The organism is Micromonospora sp. NPDC052213 (genome assembly GCF_040679695.1).
Classification (GTDB): Bacteria; Actinomycetota; Actinomycetes; order Mycobacteriales; family Micromonosporaceae; genus Micromonospora.
In genome coordinates, this window is record NZ_JBFAVI010000060.1 from 19,983 (window position 1) to 37,393 (window position 17,411).

General features: G+C 74.5%; 15 protein-coding genes. 5 read left to right on the forward strand and 10 right to left on the reverse strand.

Annotation, left to right across the window (positions count from 1 at the left end; translation table 11 throughout):
- Nucleotides 1–107: 107 nt before the first annotated feature.
- Nucleotides 108–1,913, reverse strand: coding sequence for an alpha/beta hydrolase (locus AB0L34_RS16755; RefSeq protein WP_363705353.1), 1,806 nt, complete (start codon nucleotides 1,911–1,913; stop codon nucleotides 108–110).
- Between the two features lie 249 nt (nucleotides 1,914–2,162).
- On the reverse strand, nucleotides 2,163–2,600 hold the full coding sequence (locus AB0L34_RS16760; RefSeq protein WP_363705354.1) for a hypothetical protein: 438 nt from the start codon (nucleotides 2,598–2,600) through the stop codon (nucleotides 2,163–2,165).
- A gap of 99 nt (nucleotides 2,601–2,699) precedes the next feature.
- On the opposite strand from AB0L34_RS16760, the gene AB0L34_RS16765 reads away from it, so the two are divergent.
- A complete protein-coding gene (locus AB0L34_RS16765) occupies nucleotides 2,700–3,044 on the forward strand; it encodes a hypothetical protein (protein ID WP_357456445.1) in 345 nt (114 codons plus the stop codon).
- Here AB0L34_RS16765 and AB0L34_RS16770 read toward each other — a convergent pair.
- From AB0L34_RS16770 to AB0L34_RS16800, 7 genes are all read right to left on the reverse strand, one after another.
- Nucleotides 3,021–4,529: a protein kinase gene (locus AB0L34_RS16770; RefSeq protein WP_363705355.1), complete on the reverse strand. Its 1,509-nt coding sequence runs from the start codon at nucleotides 4,527–4,529 to the stop codon at nucleotides 3,021–3,023. The genes AB0L34_RS16765 and AB0L34_RS16770 overlap by 24 nt on opposite strands.
- Nucleotides 4,530–4,561: 32 nt before the next feature.
- Nucleotides 4,562–5,032, reverse strand: coding sequence for a hypothetical protein (locus AB0L34_RS16775; RefSeq protein WP_363705356.1), 471 nt, complete (start codon nucleotides 5,030–5,032; stop codon nucleotides 4,562–4,564).
- 138 nt (nucleotides 5,033–5,170) lie between these two features.
- A complete protein-coding gene (locus AB0L34_RS16780; RefSeq protein WP_363705357.1) occupies nucleotides 5,171–8,761 on the reverse strand; it encodes an adenylate/guanylate cyclase domain-containing protein in 3,591 nt (1,196 codons plus the stop codon).
- Nucleotides 8,758–9,585 carry an MBL fold metallo-hydrolase gene (locus tag AB0L34_RS16785; protein WP_363705358.1) on the reverse strand — a complete coding sequence of 276 codons (828 nt, stop codon included), beginning with the start codon at nucleotides 9,583–9,585 and terminating at the stop codon, nucleotides 8,758–8,760. The genes AB0L34_RS16780 and AB0L34_RS16785 overlap by 4 nt, the downstream gene beginning before the upstream one ends.
- A 120-nt stretch (nucleotides 9,586–9,705) precedes the next feature.
- Nucleotides 9,706–10,167, reverse strand: a complete 462-nt coding sequence (locus tag AB0L34_RS16790; protein WP_363705359.1) for a RidA family protein — start codon at nucleotides 10,165–10,167, stop codon at nucleotides 9,706–9,708.
- 76 nt (nucleotides 10,168–10,243) lie between these two features.
- On the reverse strand, nucleotides 10,244–10,399 hold the full coding sequence (locus tag AB0L34_RS16795) for a DUF4177 domain-containing protein (RefSeq protein WP_013736319.1): 156 nt from the start codon (nucleotides 10,397–10,399) through the stop codon (nucleotides 10,244–10,246).
- Between the two features lie 46 nt (nucleotides 10,400–10,445).
- Complete coding sequence (locus tag AB0L34_RS16800; RefSeq protein WP_357456588.1) at nucleotides 10,446–10,934, reverse strand: hypothetical protein; 489 nt, start codon at nucleotides 10,932–10,934, stop codon at nucleotides 10,446–10,448.
- Nucleotides 10,935–11,245: 311 nt separating this feature from the next.
- On the opposite strand from AB0L34_RS16800, the gene AB0L34_RS16805 reads away from it, so the two are divergent.
- Genes AB0L34_RS16805 through AB0L34_RS16815 form a run of 3 tightly spaced genes read left to right on the forward strand, consistent with a single transcriptional unit; the run spans nucleotide 11,246 to nucleotide 14,124 of the window.
- Complete coding sequence (locus AB0L34_RS16805) at nucleotides 11,246–11,914, forward strand: hypothetical protein (protein ID WP_363705360.1); 669 nt, start codon at nucleotides 11,246–11,248, stop codon at nucleotides 11,912–11,914.
- 26 nt (nucleotides 11,915–11,940) lie between these two features.
- The gene (locus AB0L34_RS16810) at nucleotides 11,941–12,918 is read left to right on the forward strand and encodes an ArsA-related P-loop ATPase (RefSeq protein WP_363705361.1); all 978 of its coding nucleotides are present in this window, start codon (nucleotides 11,941–11,943) and stop codon (nucleotides 12,916–12,918) included.
- Nucleotides 12,919–12,972: 54 nt separating this feature from the next.
- A complete protein-coding gene (locus AB0L34_RS16815; RefSeq protein ID WP_363705362.1) occupies nucleotides 12,973–14,124 on the forward strand; it encodes an ArsA-related P-loop ATPase in 1,152 nt (383 codons plus the stop codon).
- 6 nt (nucleotides 14,125–14,130) lie between these two features.
- Here the strand turns inward: AB0L34_RS16815 and AB0L34_RS16820 are convergent, their stop codons facing one another.
- Nucleotides 14,131–14,451 carry a WhiB family transcriptional regulator gene (locus AB0L34_RS16820; RefSeq protein WP_319460489.1) on the reverse strand — a complete coding sequence of 107 codons (321 nt, stop codon included), beginning with the start codon at nucleotides 14,449–14,451 and terminating at the stop codon, nucleotides 14,131–14,133.
- Nucleotides 14,452–14,855: 404 nt separating this feature from the next.
- Between AB0L34_RS16820 and AB0L34_RS16825 the strand changes: the two genes are divergently transcribed.
- Nucleotides 14,856–17,279 (forward strand): penicillin-binding protein, encoded by a 2,424-nt coding sequence (locus tag AB0L34_RS16825; protein ID WP_363705363.1) that lies wholly within the window; start codon nucleotides 14,856–14,858, stop codon nucleotides 17,277–17,279.
- Nucleotides 17,280–17,411: the final 132 nt, after the last annotated feature.

The window sequence follows — 17,411 nt, forward strand, 5'->3', positions numbered from 1 at the left end:
CCGTCTCCGTCAGGTGCGGGACGGGCCGACTGCCCCGCACCTGACCAGGCCCGGTCGGCAAGGGCCGGGTACGGCGGGCGCCCGATCGCCCGCCGTACCCCGGGTCCTCAGCGGACGGTCAGCGAACCGACCGCCGGCAGCGGCGCGACCACCGGCGGGAGCCGCTTCGGCTCGCCCCGGCCCGGCGTGCCCTCGGCCGCGAGGGCACTCTTCGACGACTCCGCCCGCCGCGTCGCCCCCGGGTTCCCGGGCAGCTCGGCGAACGGCTGGACGTCGCCCGTGCAGACCGTGCCCTTCGCCGGCAGGGTGCCCCGGACCAGGTAGGCGTCCACCGCGCCGGTCACGCAGGCCGAGGTCCCGTACGCGGTGTGCCCCCAGCTGTCGCTGCTCAGCAGGCGGCTGTTCGGCAACAGCCTGGCCGCGCCAACCGCGCCCCGGTAGTTGGTCGACGGGTCCCAGTAGTTGCCGACCACCAGCACCGGCGCGGCGGTGCGCCGGTTGAACGGGCCCGTGTAGGCGTCCTCGTCCCGCACCGTCCAGGTCTTCCGGGCGCAGGGCGAGCTGCCCCAGGTCCACAGCCGGCCGAAGTACGGGTCCCGCTTGTCGGCCTTCGCCGCCAGCGCCGGGAACGAGGCGGCGTCCGCCGGGTGGTAGGCGTCGGTGCAGTCCACCCCGAGGAACGTCTCCAGCCCGTTGTCGTACGGGAAGTCGTACCGGCGGGCCTGCTCGCGGGCCGTGGCGGCGCGCCGGACCACATCGGCGCGCGCCTGCTGGCGGGCGGTCGCGCCCGACGTCGGGTCGGTGAGCACCAGCAGCTGGGCGGTGAGGCCGACGACCTGGTCGTAGCCGGCGGGGCTGTAGAGCGCGCCCAGGGTGGCGGAGACGAAGTCGGCGTAGCTGACGCGGACGAGGCCCAGGTCGGGATCCTCGATCACCAGCGGCTTGGCCCGCAGCCGCTGCGCCACCAGCTCGAACGACGCGAGGGGGTCGCCCTGGGCCAGCGGGCAGACCTCGGCGCCGGCCCTGTCGCAGCGCACCAGGATCTCCCGCAGCGCCTTGTACGCGCCCTGCGCGCTGCGCAGCCGGTCCTCCTGGGACAGTGTGCGCGCCCTGCCCCGGCCGACCCAGGCGTCCGCGTCGAGCACCCCGTCGATGGCCAGGGCGCGGACCCGGTCCGGGAACATGTTGGCGTAGTACTGGCCGAGCGCGCTGCCGTAGCTGAAGCCGAGGTAGGTGAGCTTCGGGTCGCCGACGGCGCGGCGCAGCACGTCCATGTCCCGGGCGATCTCGGCGGTCGACATCGCGCCGGTGAGCGGCCGGCCCGTGCTGGAGCAGCCCTTCCCGACGGCCTTCGACGACGCGACGTACGCCTTCTCCTCGGCCCTCGTCCACGGGAACGCCACGTTGAGCCCGGCGTACGCCCGGGTCTGCTCCTTGACCGACGGGAAGCACCTGACCTGCTGGCTCGCGCCGACGCCGCGCGGATCCACGCCGACGATGTCGAACCGGTCGAGCACCTCGTCACCGAGGAAGTACGGCGCGGCGAGCGCGACGTCGGTGCCGGAGCCGCCTGGGCCGCCCGGGTTCAGGAAGAGGCTGCCGATCCTGCGCTGCTGGTCGCGGGCCTTCACCCGCAGCACGGCGATCTCGGTCGTCGGGCCGTTCGGCCTGTCGTAGTCCAACGGGAGCCGGACGGTGGCGCACTCGGCGTAGTCGTAGCAGGCGTACCAGTCCAGGTCGGGCGTGGGCACCCGGTCGACCCGGCGTGCCTCCTCGGGGCTGGTCCGGTCGGACGTGGCCGGGCGACCCCAGCCGGTCGGGGACGGTGCGGCGGCGGCGGGCGCGACCGCCGATCCGGCGAGGATGACGCCGGCGATACCGGCGGCGGCGAGGGACCGGGTTCGTCGTGGCATGTGGACCCTTCCGGTGGACGACAGGACGGGTCGGGGCGAGGCCCGACCCTTCGCACTCTAGGGATCGCGGGCAATGAATACCGCCCGAAGAGGGGCCACATATCCGACAATCCTTCGAACCGGTGTAACGAGTTCCCGACGACCGACGCTGCTCTCGCCCGACCCGACGGACGGCCACAACTCCCCCGGACCGGGCCCGGCCGCACGAGCGGCCCGACCGCACCTGGCCCAGCCGCCCGGCAGGTCCGGCTAGTCGAGGCCGGCCATCCAGGCGGGCGTGGACTCGTCCGGCTCGCCCGGCACGTGGTCGTCCACCACCCGCCAGCCGTCGGGCCCCTCGCGGAGCAGCAGGAAGCCGACGACCTCGCTGGACGGGGCTCCCACGCCGTAGACGTCGCCGCCGTCCACAGTGGCCATCTTGATCGCACAGACCGCGTCCGGGTCGGGTTCCGCCTGCGCGCACTGCCCCACGTAGCGGGCCCCGGAGGCGGCCGAGAGGTAGCGGGCCACCGCCTGGTCCACCGTGGCGAACCCCCCGCCGCCCGGGGACGACGACGCCTCGGACGCGGTGGTGCCCCCGGCGGTCGGCGTCGGCGCGGTCACCGTCTCGGGTGGACGGTCGGACCCGCAGGCGGCCAACGCGCCCGACACCAGCACGGCGGCGACGATCCGGCAGAACCGGGACACCGGCGCTCCTCTCTCCGGGAAACGACCTGCCTCGGAGATCATCGCACCAACGCTGGCGCCTCCGGTTGACAGCGGCCCCCGGGTGGACATGCTGGACGGGTGAGGTTTCCCAGGCCCGACGCGCGGACGAAGGCGGTCGTCGCGGCGCTGGCGGCGGTCTCGCTGCTGGCGACGCTGGTCGTGCGTGGACGTCAGGATCTCCTCGGAGTGGTCCTGGCGCTGCTCTGCGTCCTGATGGTGATGATCGCGGCGGTGTCGGTGGCGGCGGCCCGCCAGGAGGGCGGGCGGCGAGCGGCGGTCACGCCGACCGTCCCGGGGCAGCCGGCGGGCGGCCTGTACGGCATCGACGCCGACACGCTGGAGACGCTGGACGGCCGGGAGGCGGTCCGCGCGATGCGGGAGCGCCACCGGGGGCGCGGCTCAGCGACCGGTGAGGGTGGGTGACGCGAGCGCGTCCAGCCCGCGCCCGGCCAGGCAGCGGTACGTCCGGTCGGCGTCGACCCCCGTCGGGGGCAGCACCTCCAGGTTCCAGCCGTCGGCGTGGCCCATCCCGCTGGTGAGCCGGAAGGTGGTCTCGTTGCAGACCCGGCGCACCGCCGGGGCCTCGCTGACCCGGATGTGGTCCGCGCCGACCAGGGTGTCGGGGAGCCTGCCCTCGGCGTAGCTCTCCCAGGTGTGGTCGCCGTCGCAGGGCACCCGGGCCGCCCTGGCCCGCGCGCCGCGCACCTCCATCGGCCCGAAGCACTCCAGCTCGTCGGCGCAGCCCGCCCCGTCGGGCAACCCGGTGGCCGCGGCGCAGGCGGGCAGCAGCCCGCTCGTCGCGGCCACGTCGGCCGTCGGGGACGGGACCGGGGTGGACGCCGGGCCGGCGAGCCAGGCGCCGGCGCTGGCCGAGGCGGCCAGCGCGACCATCCCGGCGCCGCCGAGGAACCAGCGCCGCCGACGCCGCCGGTCGGAGGTGGGCACCGTCGGGTGCATGTCCTCCACCGGCGGCCGGGGCGCGGGCCGGGTCGTGCGGCCGGCGGCGTACGGGCCGGAGGCGGCGGGACCGCCGCTGACCGGGAAGCCCGGCGCGGGCGCGCCGCCGACCGGCGGGCCGGTCGGGTCGAGCGGCAGGCCGACCAGCAGGTCGCGCAGCTCGACGGCCGACGGGCGCTCCCCCGGGTCGTTGGACATGCCGACCCGGAGCACGTCGATCAGCTCGTCCGGCACGCCGGGCAGGCCGGGCACCGGCTGGTGGAACATCTCCAGCACCGTCACCAGGCTGGGATTGCGCTCGGACTGCCAGCGCGGCGGGCGCCCGTGCATGACCGCGTAGAGGGTCGCGCAGAGGGCGTAGACGTCGACGGCGGGAGACGGCGGCGCGTGGTTGAACATCTCCGGCGGCGCGTACGCCGGGGTGAGCACCTCCAGGGCGACCGAGGCGTCACGCATCTCGGCCACCACGGCCAGCCCGAAGTCGGCCAGCACCGCCGGGTTGAAGTGCGAGTAGAGGATGTTCGCCGGCTTGACGTCGCGGTGCAGCACGCCGGCCGCGTGCGAGTGGGCGACCGCGTCGGCGATCTTGACGCCGAGGTCGCGGGCCTCGGCCGGCCCGAGCGGCGAGGTCCGCATCCGCTCCGCGTACGAGCCGTCGCAGAGTTCCATGATCAGGTAGGGGTGCTGGTCGACCGTGACCCCGACGTCGAAGAGGTCCACCACGTGCGGGTGGGACGACATCCGCCCGGCGGCCCGCGCCTCGCGCAGGAACCGGGCCTGGTCCCGTTCGCTGTCCAGGGTGCGATTCTCCACCTTGACCGCGACCTCACGCCCCACCGAGATCTGGGTCGCCTTGTAGATGGTCGCGTAGCCTCCCCGGGCGAAGACCCTCAAATCAGTCAGACCGGGCACAACGGGCAACGGCAGGGCACCGGGCGGGGTCGCGGTCACAGTTCTAGAAAATACCCAACCGGACGGGCCGCTCAGTGCACCGCGTCGGGGGCCGGGGCGGCACCAGCGGAAAGACCGCTCCCACCCCCGCCGGCCACCGGGCCCGCGCGCCGTGCGTCCCACCAGAGCCCGGCGGCGGTCGCCACCGCGCCGAGGCCCTCCCAGGCGGCCACCCCGAAGAACCGGCCGGGCGCGATGTCCGCCAGCACCGCGATGGTGAACACGGTGAACGTGACCAGCCGGAACACCACCGTGAAGCGGTAGAACGGGCGCCACTCGGTCGCGGTGGCGAGCAGGTAGTAGACCCCCATGTTGAACGAGGCCATCGAGGACGCCAGGAGGAAGGTGCCGGTGTGGTCGCCGGCCGCGCGGGTCGCCGGCACCGCGAAGCCGAGCAGGCGCAGCAGCGCCTCGGGCCAGAGCAGCCCGACCACGCCCATGAGCAGGGCCAGCACGCCGAAGACCGCGATCGTCCATCCCGCGGCCGAACGCGGCAACCTCATCCCGGCCCCTCCCAGACCCGGCGCGGTCGACATCGGACCGCCCCTCCGGCCTGACACGCTATCGGCCACCCCCGACATGCCACATCACCGGAACCGCCAGACCTGCCCGGGCCAGGGCCCCGCCGAGCCGGCCAGGGATCAGCCGGTGGCGAGGCGGGCGCGGAGGGCGTCGGCGGCGGCGCGCTCGCTGCGCTGCTCGGTCCCGTACGCCAGGCGCACCGCCTCCTCGGCGGCGGCCAGCGCCTCCGCCGGCCGGCCGCACGCGGCCAGCGCCTCGGCGAGCACCATCGCGCCGACCACCTGGCTGCGCACGTCCTCCGCCGGGGCGGCGACCGCCCGCCGGGCCCAGTCCAGCGCCTGCTCGCGCTGGCCGTGGGCGAGCAGCGCGGCGGCGTACCGGGCCATCGTCTGGCGGCGGGAGAAGAGCAGCGAGGGCACGGTCGCGGCGACGGTGGCGACCGGGGCGAGCAGCCCGACCGCGGTGGCGGAGTCGCCCGCGGCCAGCCGGGCGGTGGCCAGCAGCACCCGGGGCGCCACCTGGGCGGGCGCCTGCGGGTTGTGCGGCTCGACGGCGGTCAGCACCGAGCGGGCGGCGCGTTCGGCCGTGTCGTAGTCGCCCATGTCCAGCGCCACGAATCCCCGCAGCGTGCCGGCCATGCCGGTGAGCAGCGGGTGCGACGTCCGGTGGGCGTACCGCAGCGCGTCGGTGAGCAGGTCGGCGGCGTGCTCCGGCTCGCCCAGCCCGCGCGCCACCACCCCCCGGACGACCAGCGCGAAGCCCTGCCCCCAGTCGTCGGAGGCGGCGGCGAACTCCCGGTACGCGCGGCGGGCCCCCCGGTCCGCCTCGCCCAGCTCGCCCAGCTCGGCGGTGGCGTACGCCTCCACCGCCCGCAGCGTGCCCACCGCCCACGCCTCGCCGACCCGCTCGCCGAACGGCAGGAAGACCCGCGCCATCCGGCACGCCTCCCGCAGCCGGCCCGCCAGCAGCCGGGCGAACGCGGTGGTGCCCCGCAGCCACGCCCGCCCGTACGGGTCCTTCAGCTCGGCGAAGAGGCGGGCGGCCCGGCCGAGCACCGCGTCGGTCCCGGCGAAGTCGCCCCGGGTGGTGGTGACCCAGGCCAGGTTCTGCAACGACCACGCCTGCCCCCGGCGGTCCTGCGCCTGGCGGCTCACCTGGTACGAGGCGGCGAGCCGGCTGCTCGCCTGCCCCAGCCGCCCGGCGATGAAGTCGGCCATGCCGAGGCGGCGCATCGCCGAGGCGCGCAGGGTCGGCAGGCCGCCGTCGGTGGCCACCTGCAACGCCTCCTGCCAGCATGCCTCCGACCGCGCCTGGTCACCCATGGTCTGGTGGGCCTGCCCGGCGAGCAGCAGCGCGCTGGCCCGGACGGCCGACTCGTCGCCGGCGTTGGCCGCGATCTTCTCGGCGGAGGCGAGCGCGTCGGCGGGCCGGCCGATCTGGAGCAGCGCCCGGGCGTGCACCACCCGGTCGGCCGCCGGCACCCCGTCGCGGGCCAGCTCGGCGGCTCGTTCGGCGTACTCCACGGCGAGCGCGGGCTCGCCCGCCTGCAACGACCGACGGGCGGCCCCGCCGAGCGCGGCGACGCCCAGCGGGACGACGGTCCGCGCCGGGGCGTCCGGCCGCAGCCCGACCGCGTCGGCCAGCGCGGCGGCCCGCTCCACGTGCTGGGCCACGAAGACGTCCCGGGCCGCCCCGGTGAAGCCGCCCGGCGCGCCCGCCCCGGCCGGCGGGTCGGTCGCGGCCCAGCGGGCCAGCGCCGCGTGCCGCTCGGCCAGCTCGGCCTTGCTCACGCCGGCGTACGCGGCCTCCCGCATCAGCGGGGTGGCGAAGGCGTACCCGGTGCGGGTGCGGTGCAGCATCCGGCGTTGCAGCAACTCGTCGACGGCCCGCTCCAGCTCGACGGCGACCACCGCCGCCGGGCGGCCGTCCCGGCCGGCCCGCTGCTCGCGCAGCGCCTCCAGCGCCCCGGCCGGCACGGTGTCGCCGACCACGGCCGCGTCCCGCAGCACCGAGCGGGCGTCGACGGGCAGCGCGTCGATACGCGCGGCGAGCACCGCGGCCAGGTCGCGGGAGAGCAGGCGGCTGCCGAGCGAGCCGGGCGCCAGCCGCCAGGCCCCCGGGCTGGGGGCGTTCCGGTCGGCGACGGCGGTCAGGGCACCCCGCTCCATCAGCAGGGTGACCAGCTCGGCCAGGTAGAACGGGTTGCCCTGGGCGGTGGCGAGCAGCCGGTCGGTGTCGGCCTGCGGCAGCTTGCCCCCGCCGAGGTAGCTGGTGAGCAGCCGGGCCGCGTCGGCGCCGCGCAGCGGTGGCAGCGCGTGCACCTCGGCGTCGGCCACCCGGGTCAGCGCCCCGGCGGTGCGCACCAGCTCGGGGCGGCCGAGCAGCAGCACCAGCACCGGGCCGGCGAGCCGGGACAGGGCGAGCCCGAGCGCCCGGATGGTCTCCGCGGTCGCGTCGTGCAGGTCGTCGACGACGACCACCAGGGGTGCCTCCGCGGCGAGGGCGCTGAGCAGGTCCGCGACCGCGTTCGGCACGGCGTCGGCGTCGGCGGGCTGCTGGGGGTTGGTCCACTCGCCCTGGTCGGCCGGGCCGCCGCCGGGCAGTTCGGCGTAGCCGAGCAGGGCCATCAACTGGTCGGTGGCGACCGGGGCCGGGTCGCCACCCGCGCGGCCGAGCCGCTGGTTGAGCCGGCGCAGCCGCTCCTCGACGGCCGGTCGGGTCAGCGCGGTGGCGGCGTCGTTGGGCAGGCCGACCGCCGCCCGGACCAGGTCGGCCAGGGGCGCGAGCCGGCGCCGCTCGCCGAACGCGGCGCAGCGCACCGACAGCACCCGGGCGCCGGTGTGCGCGGCGTACCGGCCGGCGCCCACGTCGTAGCCGGCGGCGAGGCGTTCCACCTCGGCGGCGAACCGGGACTTGCCGAGCCCGGCCTCGGCGGTCATCAGGAGCACCCGGGGCTCGCCGCGGTCGATCACCTCGGCCAGCCGGCCGGCGACCCGGCCGATCTCGGTCTCCCGGCCGACGAACGGGGCCTCGTCACCGAGGCCGGACCGGGTGCCCGGCGCGTCCAGGAGGCCGAGCAGCTCGTACGCCTCGACCGGCTCGCGCTTGCCCTTGAGCCGCAGCGGCCGCAGCGCGCGCCAGGAGGCGACGTGCCGGGTGGCGGCGGAGGTGCGGGCCCCGGCGTAGACCGCGCCGACGGCGGCGGCGTCGGCCAGCCGGGCGGCGGTGTTCACGGTGTCGCCGATGACCGTGTACTCGATCGCGGCCTGGATGCCGGCGATCACGTCGCCGGTGTTCAGGCCGACCCGCAGGCCGAGCGGCGCGCCGCCGCCGCGCTCGTCGTCGAGCACCCGGCGGACCGCGCGCTGCATGGACAGCGCGGCGCGGACCGCCCGCTCGGCGTCGTCCTCGTGCGCCACCGGCGCGCCGAAGACCGCCATGATCCCGTCGCCGGTGAGCTTGTCGACGTGCCCGCCGAAGGTCTTGACCGCGCCGGCCAGGGCGGCGAGCACCCGGTCGGTGACCGCGCCGACCCGCTCCGGGTCGAGGTCCTCCGACCAGGAGGTGAAGTCCGACAGGTCGCCGAAGAGCACGGTGACCACGCGGCGCTCGGCGGCCGGCAGCGTCGCGGCGGCCGGCAGGGCGGCCCCACAGTTGTGGCAGAACCGGGCGCCGGGGACGGCTACGGTTCCGCACACCGGGCAGGTCACGCTTGCTCCAACCCCGCGGTGCCCGCGCCGGATTCCCGCCCGAGGTGTTCCAGTTGGGCCCGCACCGACCACTCGGCCGCCCACCACAGCGACCGGTCGACGTCCGCGTAGACCTTCGCGACCACCTCCGCGGCGGTGGTGGCCCCCTCGGCGACCGCCGCCCGGACCTGGTCGAGCCGGGCCCGGCGGTGGGCGAGGTAGAACTCCGCGGCGGCGGCGCAGTCGGCCAGCGCCGGGCCGTGCCCCGGCAGCGCCGGGATCCCCCGGTACGTCGAGAGCAACTCCAGGCTGGCCAGGTAGTCCCCGAGGTGCCCGTCGGGGTGGGCGACCACGGTGGTGCCCCGACCCAGGATGGTGTCGCCGGTGAGCACGACCCGCTCGTCGCCGTGCGCGACGACGAAGCAGACCGAGTCGCCGGTGTGGCCGGGGGTCGGCACGAGCCGGATGTCCAGGCCGGGGCCGCCGAGGCTGTCGCCGGGCGTGGTCAGCGGCTCCCCGCCGAGGGTGTGCGCCGGGTCGGCCGCGCGCACGGGCACCCCGTCGAGCAGGTCGCGCAGGCGGGGCGAGCCCTCGGTGTGGTCCGGGTGGCCGTGGGTGATCAGCACCAGCCCGATCGGCCCCCGCGCGGCGACCGCGGCCAGGTGCTCCTCGTCGGCCGGGCCCGGGTCGACGACGACGGCGTGCTCCTGGCCGGGGGCGCGTAGCAGCCAGGTGTTGGTGCCGTCGAGCGTCATCGGCCCCGGGTTCGGGGCACGCAGCAGCGTCACCCAACCCGGCAGCTGGTCGGCGAGCGCCGCTGCCGGCGCGGTGAAGTGCCCGGTCATGGCTGCGATCGTACGGCCCCCGCCGCCACTCCCCGCGATCTTGCAGTTTCCGCCCGGGATACGTCCCACTTCACGGCTTTTGCCGGGGCGGGCAGTGCAAGATCGCGGGGTGGGCGCGGGTCAGGCGACCTCGACGATGACCTCGACCTCGACGGGGGCGTCGAGGGGGAGCTCGGCGACGCCGACGGCGGCGCGGGCGTGGCGGCCGGCCTCACCGAACACCGCGCCGAACAGGTCGGAGGCGCCGTTGATCACGCCGGGCACGGCGGTGAAGCCGGGGGCGGCGGCGACGTAGCCGGTCACCTTGACGACCTTGACGACCTTCTCCAGGCCGACCAGCGAGTCGATCGCGGCCAGCGCGTTGAGCGCGCACCGCTCGGCCAGGTCCTTCGCCTGCTCGGCGGAGACGCCGGCGCCGACCTTGCCGGTGGCGAGCAGCTTCCCCTCGGCCATCGGCAGCTGCCCGGAGACGTAGACGTGCTGCCCGGACTGCACGGCCGGCACGTAGCTGGCCACGGGCGGGACCACCTCGGGCAGCGTGTGCCCGAGCTCGGCGAGCTTCCCGTGCGGACCGCTGCTCATGCCGCCACCTCGCTCCGCTCGGCGGCGCCATGAGGCACCGACACGCTGATCCCGATGATTCGCTCGCTCCGCTCGCTCATGCCTTCGGCCGCTTCAGGTAGGCGACGAGCTGCTCCGGGTTCGGGCCGGGAACCACGGAGACGAGTTCCCACCCGTCCTCGCCCCAGTTGTCGAGGATCTGCTTGGTCGCGTGGACCAGCAGCGGGACCGTGGCGTATTCCCACTTCTGCATCGGTGGAGGGCTCCCTTGGATGGAGTACGACTCTTCGACGCACAGCCTACGGTCCGGCGGCCGGCCGGGGTGCGGGACGCTGCTCCGGGGCAGTGGGCACTTCCCCGCAGGGGCCACTGTGCTCGTACGGCTGCGGGCAGCGCGACCGGTCCGGCAGCAGCAGGTCGCAGAAGACCCGGTGCCGGTTGTTCTGGTCGTCCGCGGTGGACACGGTCGTCTCGCCCGCGTCCAGTTCCGGCAGGAAGCTCAGCGACGTGGCGACGGTGCCGGCCAGCGCGGTGGCCGCCGCCAGGTCGGCGACCCGGATCGGCAGGTGGATGACGTACCCGGGCTCCTCCTCGTCCCGGCCGCGCGCGCCGGGCCGGCCGGCCGTGCGCACCACCTCGACGGGCGGGGCGAACCGCCGGTACGACCGCTCGTTGATCGGCAGGCCGCCGGCCACGCCCTCGGTCTCGCCGGAGGAACCGGCCCCGGTCAGCCACGCCCGGTCACCCGCCGGGAACTGTGCTCGGGGGATGTTGTCCACGTCGCGCATGCCTTGCCTCCGGACGTCGTACCTGGTCACGTCATCGCCTTGCGGGCCGGGCCCCGGTGCCCGACCGTCCCCCCGCGCCGGTGAGAACGTAGGGCCGGAGGAAGAGTCCCGCCAACAGGACGCGCACGCCCGGTCACGCCGAGTCACATATGCGACACATCCCTGGTCAGGGACGAGGCCGCACCTGCCGCCCCGCGAAACCGGCCGACCGACCGCTACCCTTCCGGTCGGACGGGCGCTCGCCGGCTCGCCGCCAGCTCGATCACGCTCGTCGCCGGGGCAGGCGACGACGTCGCACCCCGGGGGAAGAGATGACCCAACCACCCAGCGGCGGCCCCACCGGATCGCCGGCCGGCCAGCCGGACGTCCCGGCCGCTCCCGGCCCCGCCGTGCCGCCCGCGCCGGCAGCAGCCCCGGACCCGGCGGTCCCGCCGCCCCCGGCCGGGTACCCGCCGCCCACGCCGGTGGCAGCCCCGGACCCGGCGGTCCCGCCGCCCCCGGCCGGGTACCCGCCGTACCAGCCGCCCGCCGCACCGAAGAAGAAGCGCGGCGTGCTGATCGCCGCCATCGCCCTGGCCGTGATCCTGTTGCTCTGCGCCGGCGGCGGCGTCGTCGCCTTCCTGACGCTGCGCAACGTCGAGAGCGGCGAGGGCGCCAAGGAGCCGACGGTCGCCGTGGACCAGTTCCTCACCGCCGTCTACAAGGACCGCGACGCGGGCAGGGCGGCCGCCCTGGTCTGCTCCTCGTCCCGGGACGAGAAGAAGATCGCCGCCAAGGTCGCCGAGGTCGAGAAGTACGTCGCGGCCCACCAGAACCCCCGGTTCCGGTGGAGCAGCCCGAAGGTGGACGACCAGACCGGCGACCGCGCCACGGTCACCACCAAGGTCACCATGACCACCGCCGACGAGAAGGTCGCCGACCAGGACCTGCGGTTCACCGTGGTGAAGAAGACGGGTTGGTGGGTCTGCGAGGTCGCCTGAGCCCGGCCGCTGGATAGGCTCGACGGGTGCGAGCAGCAGAGCGGCCGGCCGATCCGGCCGGCACCCAGTGGCCGGCCCGCCTCCACGTCGTGACCGGCAAGGGCGGCACCGGCAAGACCAGCGTCGCGGCCGCCCTGGCCCTGGCCCTGGCCGCCGGTGGCCGGCGCACGCTGCTGGTGGAGGTCGAGGGGCGGCAGGGCATCGCCCAGCTCTTCGACACCGACCCGCTGCCCTACGAGGAGCGGCACCTGACCGACGCGCCGGGCGGCGGCGAGGTGCGGGCCCTGGCGGTGGACGCCGAGGAGGCCCTCCTCGAGTACCTGGACATGTTCTACAAGCTCGGCGCGGCGGGCCGGGCGCTGCGCAAGCTCGGGGCGATCGACTTCGCCACCACCATCGCCCCGGGCCTGCGGGACGTCCTGCTCACCGGCAAGGTGAAGGAGGCGACCACCCGCACGGTCGACCAGCGGCGCGCGTACGACGCGGTGGTGCTGGACGCCCCGCCGACCGGGCGGATCGGCCGCTTCCTGAACGTCACCGCCGAGACGGCCCGGCTGGCCAAGGTCGGCCCGATCAAGACCCAGAGCGAGGGGGTCGCGGCGCTGCTGCGTTCCCCGATCACCGCCGTGCACGTGGTGACCCTGCTGGAGGAGATGCCGGTCCAGGAGACGGTCGACGCGATCGCCGAGCTGACCTCGTTCGGCTTCCCGGTGGGCCGGGTGATCGTCAACGGCACCCGGCCGCCGCTGCCCGCGGGTCGCGCGGTGGGCCCGGCCGAGCTGGAGCGGGGGCTGCGCGCCGCCGGGCTGCCGGCGGACCGGGACACCGTCGCCGGGCTCGCCGTGGAGGCACGTGACCAGGCGATCCGCCGCGAGCTGGAGGATTCGCTGCGGGCCGACCTGATGGAGCTGGGGCTGCCGCTGACCGAGCTGCCGCTGCTGCCCGACGGGGTGGACCGCGCCGGGCTGGACCGGCTGGCCGAGGCCCTCCTCCGGGCGGATTGACTCACACCTGCCACCGGCACGGGCACGGCGACCGACCCGGCCCGATACGCTCGATTGGTGCCTTCCGAAGACGCGGCGCCGCAGCTGGATGTCGACCAGATCCTCGCCGATCCCGGCGTGCGGATCGTGGTCTGCTGCGGAGCGGGCGGGGTGGGGAAGACGACCACGGCCGCCGCGCTCGCGCTGCGGGCCGCCGAGCAGCACGGCCGGCGGACGGTGGTGCTCACCATCGACCCGGCCCGCCGGCTGGCCCAGTCGCTCGGGCTGACCGAGCTGGACAACACCCCCCGCCAGGTCAAGGGGATCGACGTCGAGGCCAGCGGCGGCGAACTGCACGCCATGATGCTGGACATGAAGCGCACCTTCGACGACGTGGTGCTCCAGCACACCGATCAGGCGAAGGCGGCGGAGATCTTCGCCAACCCCTTCTACCAGGCGATGAGTTCGACCTTCGCCGGCACGCAGGAATACATGGCGATGGAGAAGCTGGGCCAGTTGCACGCCCGGGGCGAGTGGGATCTGATCGTGGTGGACACCCCGCCGTCCCGCTCGGCGCTGGACTTCCTGGACGCCCCGGCCCGGCTGTCCCGCTTCCTCGACGGGCGGATGCTGCGGCTGCTGCTCGCCCCGGCGCGCACCGGCGGGCGGAGCATGTTCAGCCTGGTGACCGCCTCGTTCGGGATGTTCTCCAAGGTCGTGCAGAAGGTGCTCGGCGCCCAGTTGCTGACCGACCTCTCCGGCTTCGTCGCCGCGCTCGACTCGATGTTCGGCGGGTTCCGGCAGCGCGCCGAGCAGACGTACCGCATCCTCCAGGCGCGGGAGACGGCGTTCCTGCTGGTCGCGGCACCGGAGCCGGACGCGGTCCGGGAGGCCGCCTACTTCGCGGGCCGGCTGCGCGAGGAGAGGATGCCGCTGGCGGGCCTGGTGCTCAACCGGGTGCACCGGCCGGCGGTGCCCGGCCTCGGCGCGGCGGAGAGCATGGCCGCCGCGGAGCGCCTGGCCGACCTGGGTGGGCACGAGGGCACCGTCGACGTGCTGCGGGCCCACGCGGCCCTGGCCCAGCAGGCGGTACGCGAGCGGCAGGTGGCGGCCCGGTTCACGGAGGCGTTCCCGGAGGTGCCGGCGGTGTCCGTGACGGCGCAGCCCGCCGACGTGCACGACGTCGACGGGCTGCGGACGATCGGCGCGGCGATCAGCCGGCCGTGACGGCGTTCAGCCGGCGGCGGTGACGAGGATCTTGTCCTTGCCGGCCTTGTCCTTGGCGTTCTTCTTCATCGCGGCCTCGAACATCTTGCGCCAGCTCGTCACCTGGGGGTGACGGCGCAGCAGCGCGCGGCGTTCGCGTTCGGTCATGCCACCCCACACGCCGAACTCGATCCGGTTGTCCAGCGCGTCGGCCAGGCACTCGTACCGGACTGGGCAGCTCCGGCAGATCCGCTTGGCCACGTTCTGTTCGGCGCCCTGTACGAACAACGCGTCCGGGTCCCCGTTCTGACACGCCGCCAGCGACGGCCAGTCAGTGATCATGCCCATGTGTACTCGTCCCCCCTTGCAGTACCTACCGACCCCGTCGCGGACCAGCCGGCAATTCCCCCCGATCGCCCGGCGCGCCTTCCCCAAGGCCGCACGGACGACATGTGGCTCGGTCGCCGCCCCCATCATGCTCTGTAGTCGCCCGATTACGCAACGTTGTCGGCTAAATCCATCATTCCGGACACTCCCGGCTTCCCGGGCTTCGCGACCGCCGGTTACCCCGCCGGAGTCCGTGAAAACGCTGCGGGCCCCCTCGGGAAGGAGGGAGACTCGACGCCGGATTCACGCAACCACGCACCGGGGGTCGTGCGTTTAGCACAACGAGGTCGGCGCGCGCAGGAAATGGGGAAAGAAGCCCCGGCGCCCCTCGTTCCCTACTCGCGTACCCTGTCGAGGTGACCTGGATGCGGAAACGTGACCACAATGTGCTGACCAACGCCGCATCGCTACTCATATGTGGCCTGCTGGCCGGCGTGGTGGTCGCGGCGGCGGCCTTCCCCGCGGTGGCGATGTCCGGCCTGGCCGCCAAGGCCGGCGCCGAGACCTTCGGCGCGTTGCCCAAGGAGCTGACCGTGGCCCGCGCGCCGCAGATCAGCTACCTGTACGCCGCCGACGGCAAGACCCCGCTGGCGACCATGTACGACGAGAACCGTCGGGACGTGAAGCTGGCCGACATCGCGCCCATCATGCAGAAGGCGATCATCGCCGCCGAGGACCATGACTTCTACAAGCACAACGGCGTGGACCTCAACGGCATCGCCCGGGCCTTCGTCAACAACCAGTCCGGCGCGTCCAGCCAGCAGGGCGCCTCGACGCTGACCATGCAGTACGTCCGCCTGGCCATCGCCTACTCGGCGACCCACCCGGCCGACGTGGTCGCGGCCACCGAGGACACCAGCGCCCGCAAGCTGCGCGAGATGCGCTACGCCATCCAGATCGACAAGGAGCTCTCCAAGGACGAGATCCTGGAGCGCTACCTGAACATCGCCGCCTTCGGCAACGGCGCGTACGGCATCTACGCCGCCAGCCAGGTCTACTTCAACAAGCCGCCGAGCAAGCTCAAGATCGAGGAAGCCGCCATGCTCGCCGGCATGGTGAAGGCGCCGAGCACCAACGACCCGACCACCAAGAGCGGCTACAAGGCGGCGGTCGAGCGACGCAACTACGTCATCGACAACATGGTCGAGATCGGCGCCATCACCCAGCAGGAGGCGGACGCGGCGAAGGCCGTCCAGCTCAAGGTCACCGGCAAGCGGGCGCCCAACGGCTGCGTCTCGACCAACGAGAAGGGCTGGGGCTTCTTCTGCGACTACTTCTACCGCTGGTGGATGCAGCAGGAGACGTTCGGCTCGACCTCGTACGACCGGGAGCGGCGGCTCAAGAGCGGCGGCTACAGCGTGGTCACCACGCTCGACCCGCAGGCCCAGCGGGGTGCCGACAGGGCCGTCCGCAAGGCCAAGTCGGAGAAGAGCAAGGAAGCCGCCATGGTGGCGGTGGTCGAGCCGGGCACCGGCCGGGTCCGGGCGCTGGCGGTCAACCGCACCTTCAAGCTCGACGACCCGAAGAAGCCGGCGAACAAGCCGCACAGCGACCCGAGGCAGAAAAAGAAGGGCAAGCTCGGCAACTACCCGAACACGGTGAACCCGCTGCTCACCGGCGGCGACGGCATCACGGGCTACCAGGCCGGCTCGACCTTCAAGATCTTCACCATCGTGGCCGCCTTGGAGAAGGGCATCCCGCTCAGCTACACGATCAACGCTCCGCAGCAGTTCAGGTCGGAATACAGGATCCAGCCCGGCCCCGCCGCCTGCCCCGGGACCAACATCTACTGCCCGACCAACTCCGGTAAGAAGGCCGGCGGCGTGCAGAACATGTGGAGCGCCTTCGCCTCCTCCATCAACACCTACTTCGTGCCGCTCCAGCAGCAGGTCGGCGCGGAGAACGTGGTCGACGTGGCCAAGCGGCTCGGCATCCAGTTCCGGGTGAGCAAGGAAAACGAGTGGGCCAACGACAAGGCGGCCGCGCACGACTGGGGCTCGTTCACCCTGGGCGTCACGGACACCACTCCGCTGGAGCTGGCCAACGCCTACGCCACCCTCGCCGCGGACGGCAAGTACTGCGAGCCGATCCCGGTGCAGGAGATCAAGGACCCGGAGGGCAAGAAGCTCGACATCGCCAACCCGCGCTGCGAGAAGCGGGTCAGCACCGAGGTGGCCCGCGCCGCCGTGGACGCGGCCCGCTGCCCGGTCGGTGACAACTCCTCCACCAGCAGGTGCGGCGGCAGCCGTACGGCCGCGAACGTCAGGGGCATCGTCGACGCGCCGGTGGCCGGCAAGTCCGGCACCACCGACTCGGAGAAGACCGCCTCGCTGGTCGCGATGACCAAGCAGTACGCGGTGGCCGGCATCATGGCCGACCCGGACTGGCCGCAGACCAACGTCAAGATGAAGCACAACCAGCGCGACGGCATCAACCCGCCGGTCTACGAGACGCTGCGCGACGCCATGAAGGGCAAGAAGCGGATCAACTTCGAGCCCCCGGGCCAGAAGATCTCCGAGGGCGACCAGCGCCGGATCCCGGACGTGAAGTGCCTGGACGTGGAGCAGGCGAAGTCCCGGATCGAGGCGGAGGGCTTCGACGCGGTCGTCTCCGACATCAAGGTCCCGTCGAGCTGCGCCCCGGGCAAGGCGGCGGGCACCAGCCCCGACGGCCGGACCATCAAGGGCGGCGTGGTGACCATCCAGATCAGCGCCGGCGGCGGCACCGCCCCGGGCGGCGACACCAAGCCGACCACCCCGGGCCGTCCGCCGGGCCGCAACGGCGGCTGAGCCGCCCGGATCGACGGAAACGGGCGGGGCGCCCCCGCCCGGTGGCCGAGCGGTTCGGGTTAGCGGGTCGGGTCGGGCGGCGGGTCATTGTGCGGGCAGCCGGCGTGCCCCCGCGGGCCACCGCCCCCCCGC

Bases quoted from the DNA above. Each gene is read 5' to 3' on its own strand.
- AB0L34_RS16825 (WP_363705363.1), top strand. From the start codon at position 14,856: ATGCGGAAACGTGACCACAATGTGCTGACCAACGCCGCATCGCTACTC.
- AB0L34_RS16800 (WP_357456588.1), bottom strand. From the start codon at position 10,934: ATGCGCGACGTGGACAACATCCCCCGAGCACAGTTCCCGGCGGGTGAC.
- AB0L34_RS16775 (WP_363705356.1), bottom strand. From the start codon at position 5,032: ATGAGGTTGCCGCGTTCGGCCGCGGGATGGACGATCGCGGTCTTCGGC.
- AB0L34_RS16790 (WP_363705359.1), bottom strand. From the start codon at position 10,167: ATGAGCAGCGGTCCGCACGGGAAGCTCGCCGAGCTCGGGCACACGCTG.
- AB0L34_RS16785 (WP_363705358.1), bottom strand. From the start codon at position 9,585: ATGACCGGGCACTTCACCGCGCCGGCAGCGGCGCTCGCCGACCAGCTG.
- AB0L34_RS16820 (WP_319460489.1), bottom strand. From the start codon at position 14,451: ATGGGCATGATCACTGACTGGCCGTCGCTGGCGGCGTGTCAGAACGGG.
- AB0L34_RS16755 (WP_363705353.1), bottom strand. From the start codon at position 1,913: ATGCCACGACGAACCCGGTCCCTCGCCGCCGCCGGTATCGCCGGCGTC.
- AB0L34_RS16805 (WP_363705360.1), top strand. From the start codon at position 11,246: ATGACCCAACCACCCAGCGGCGGCCCCACCGGATCGCCGGCCGGCCAG.
- AB0L34_RS16795 (WP_013736319.1), bottom strand. From the start codon at position 10,399: ATGCAGAAGTGGGAATACGCCACGGTCCCGCTGCTGGTCCACGCGACC.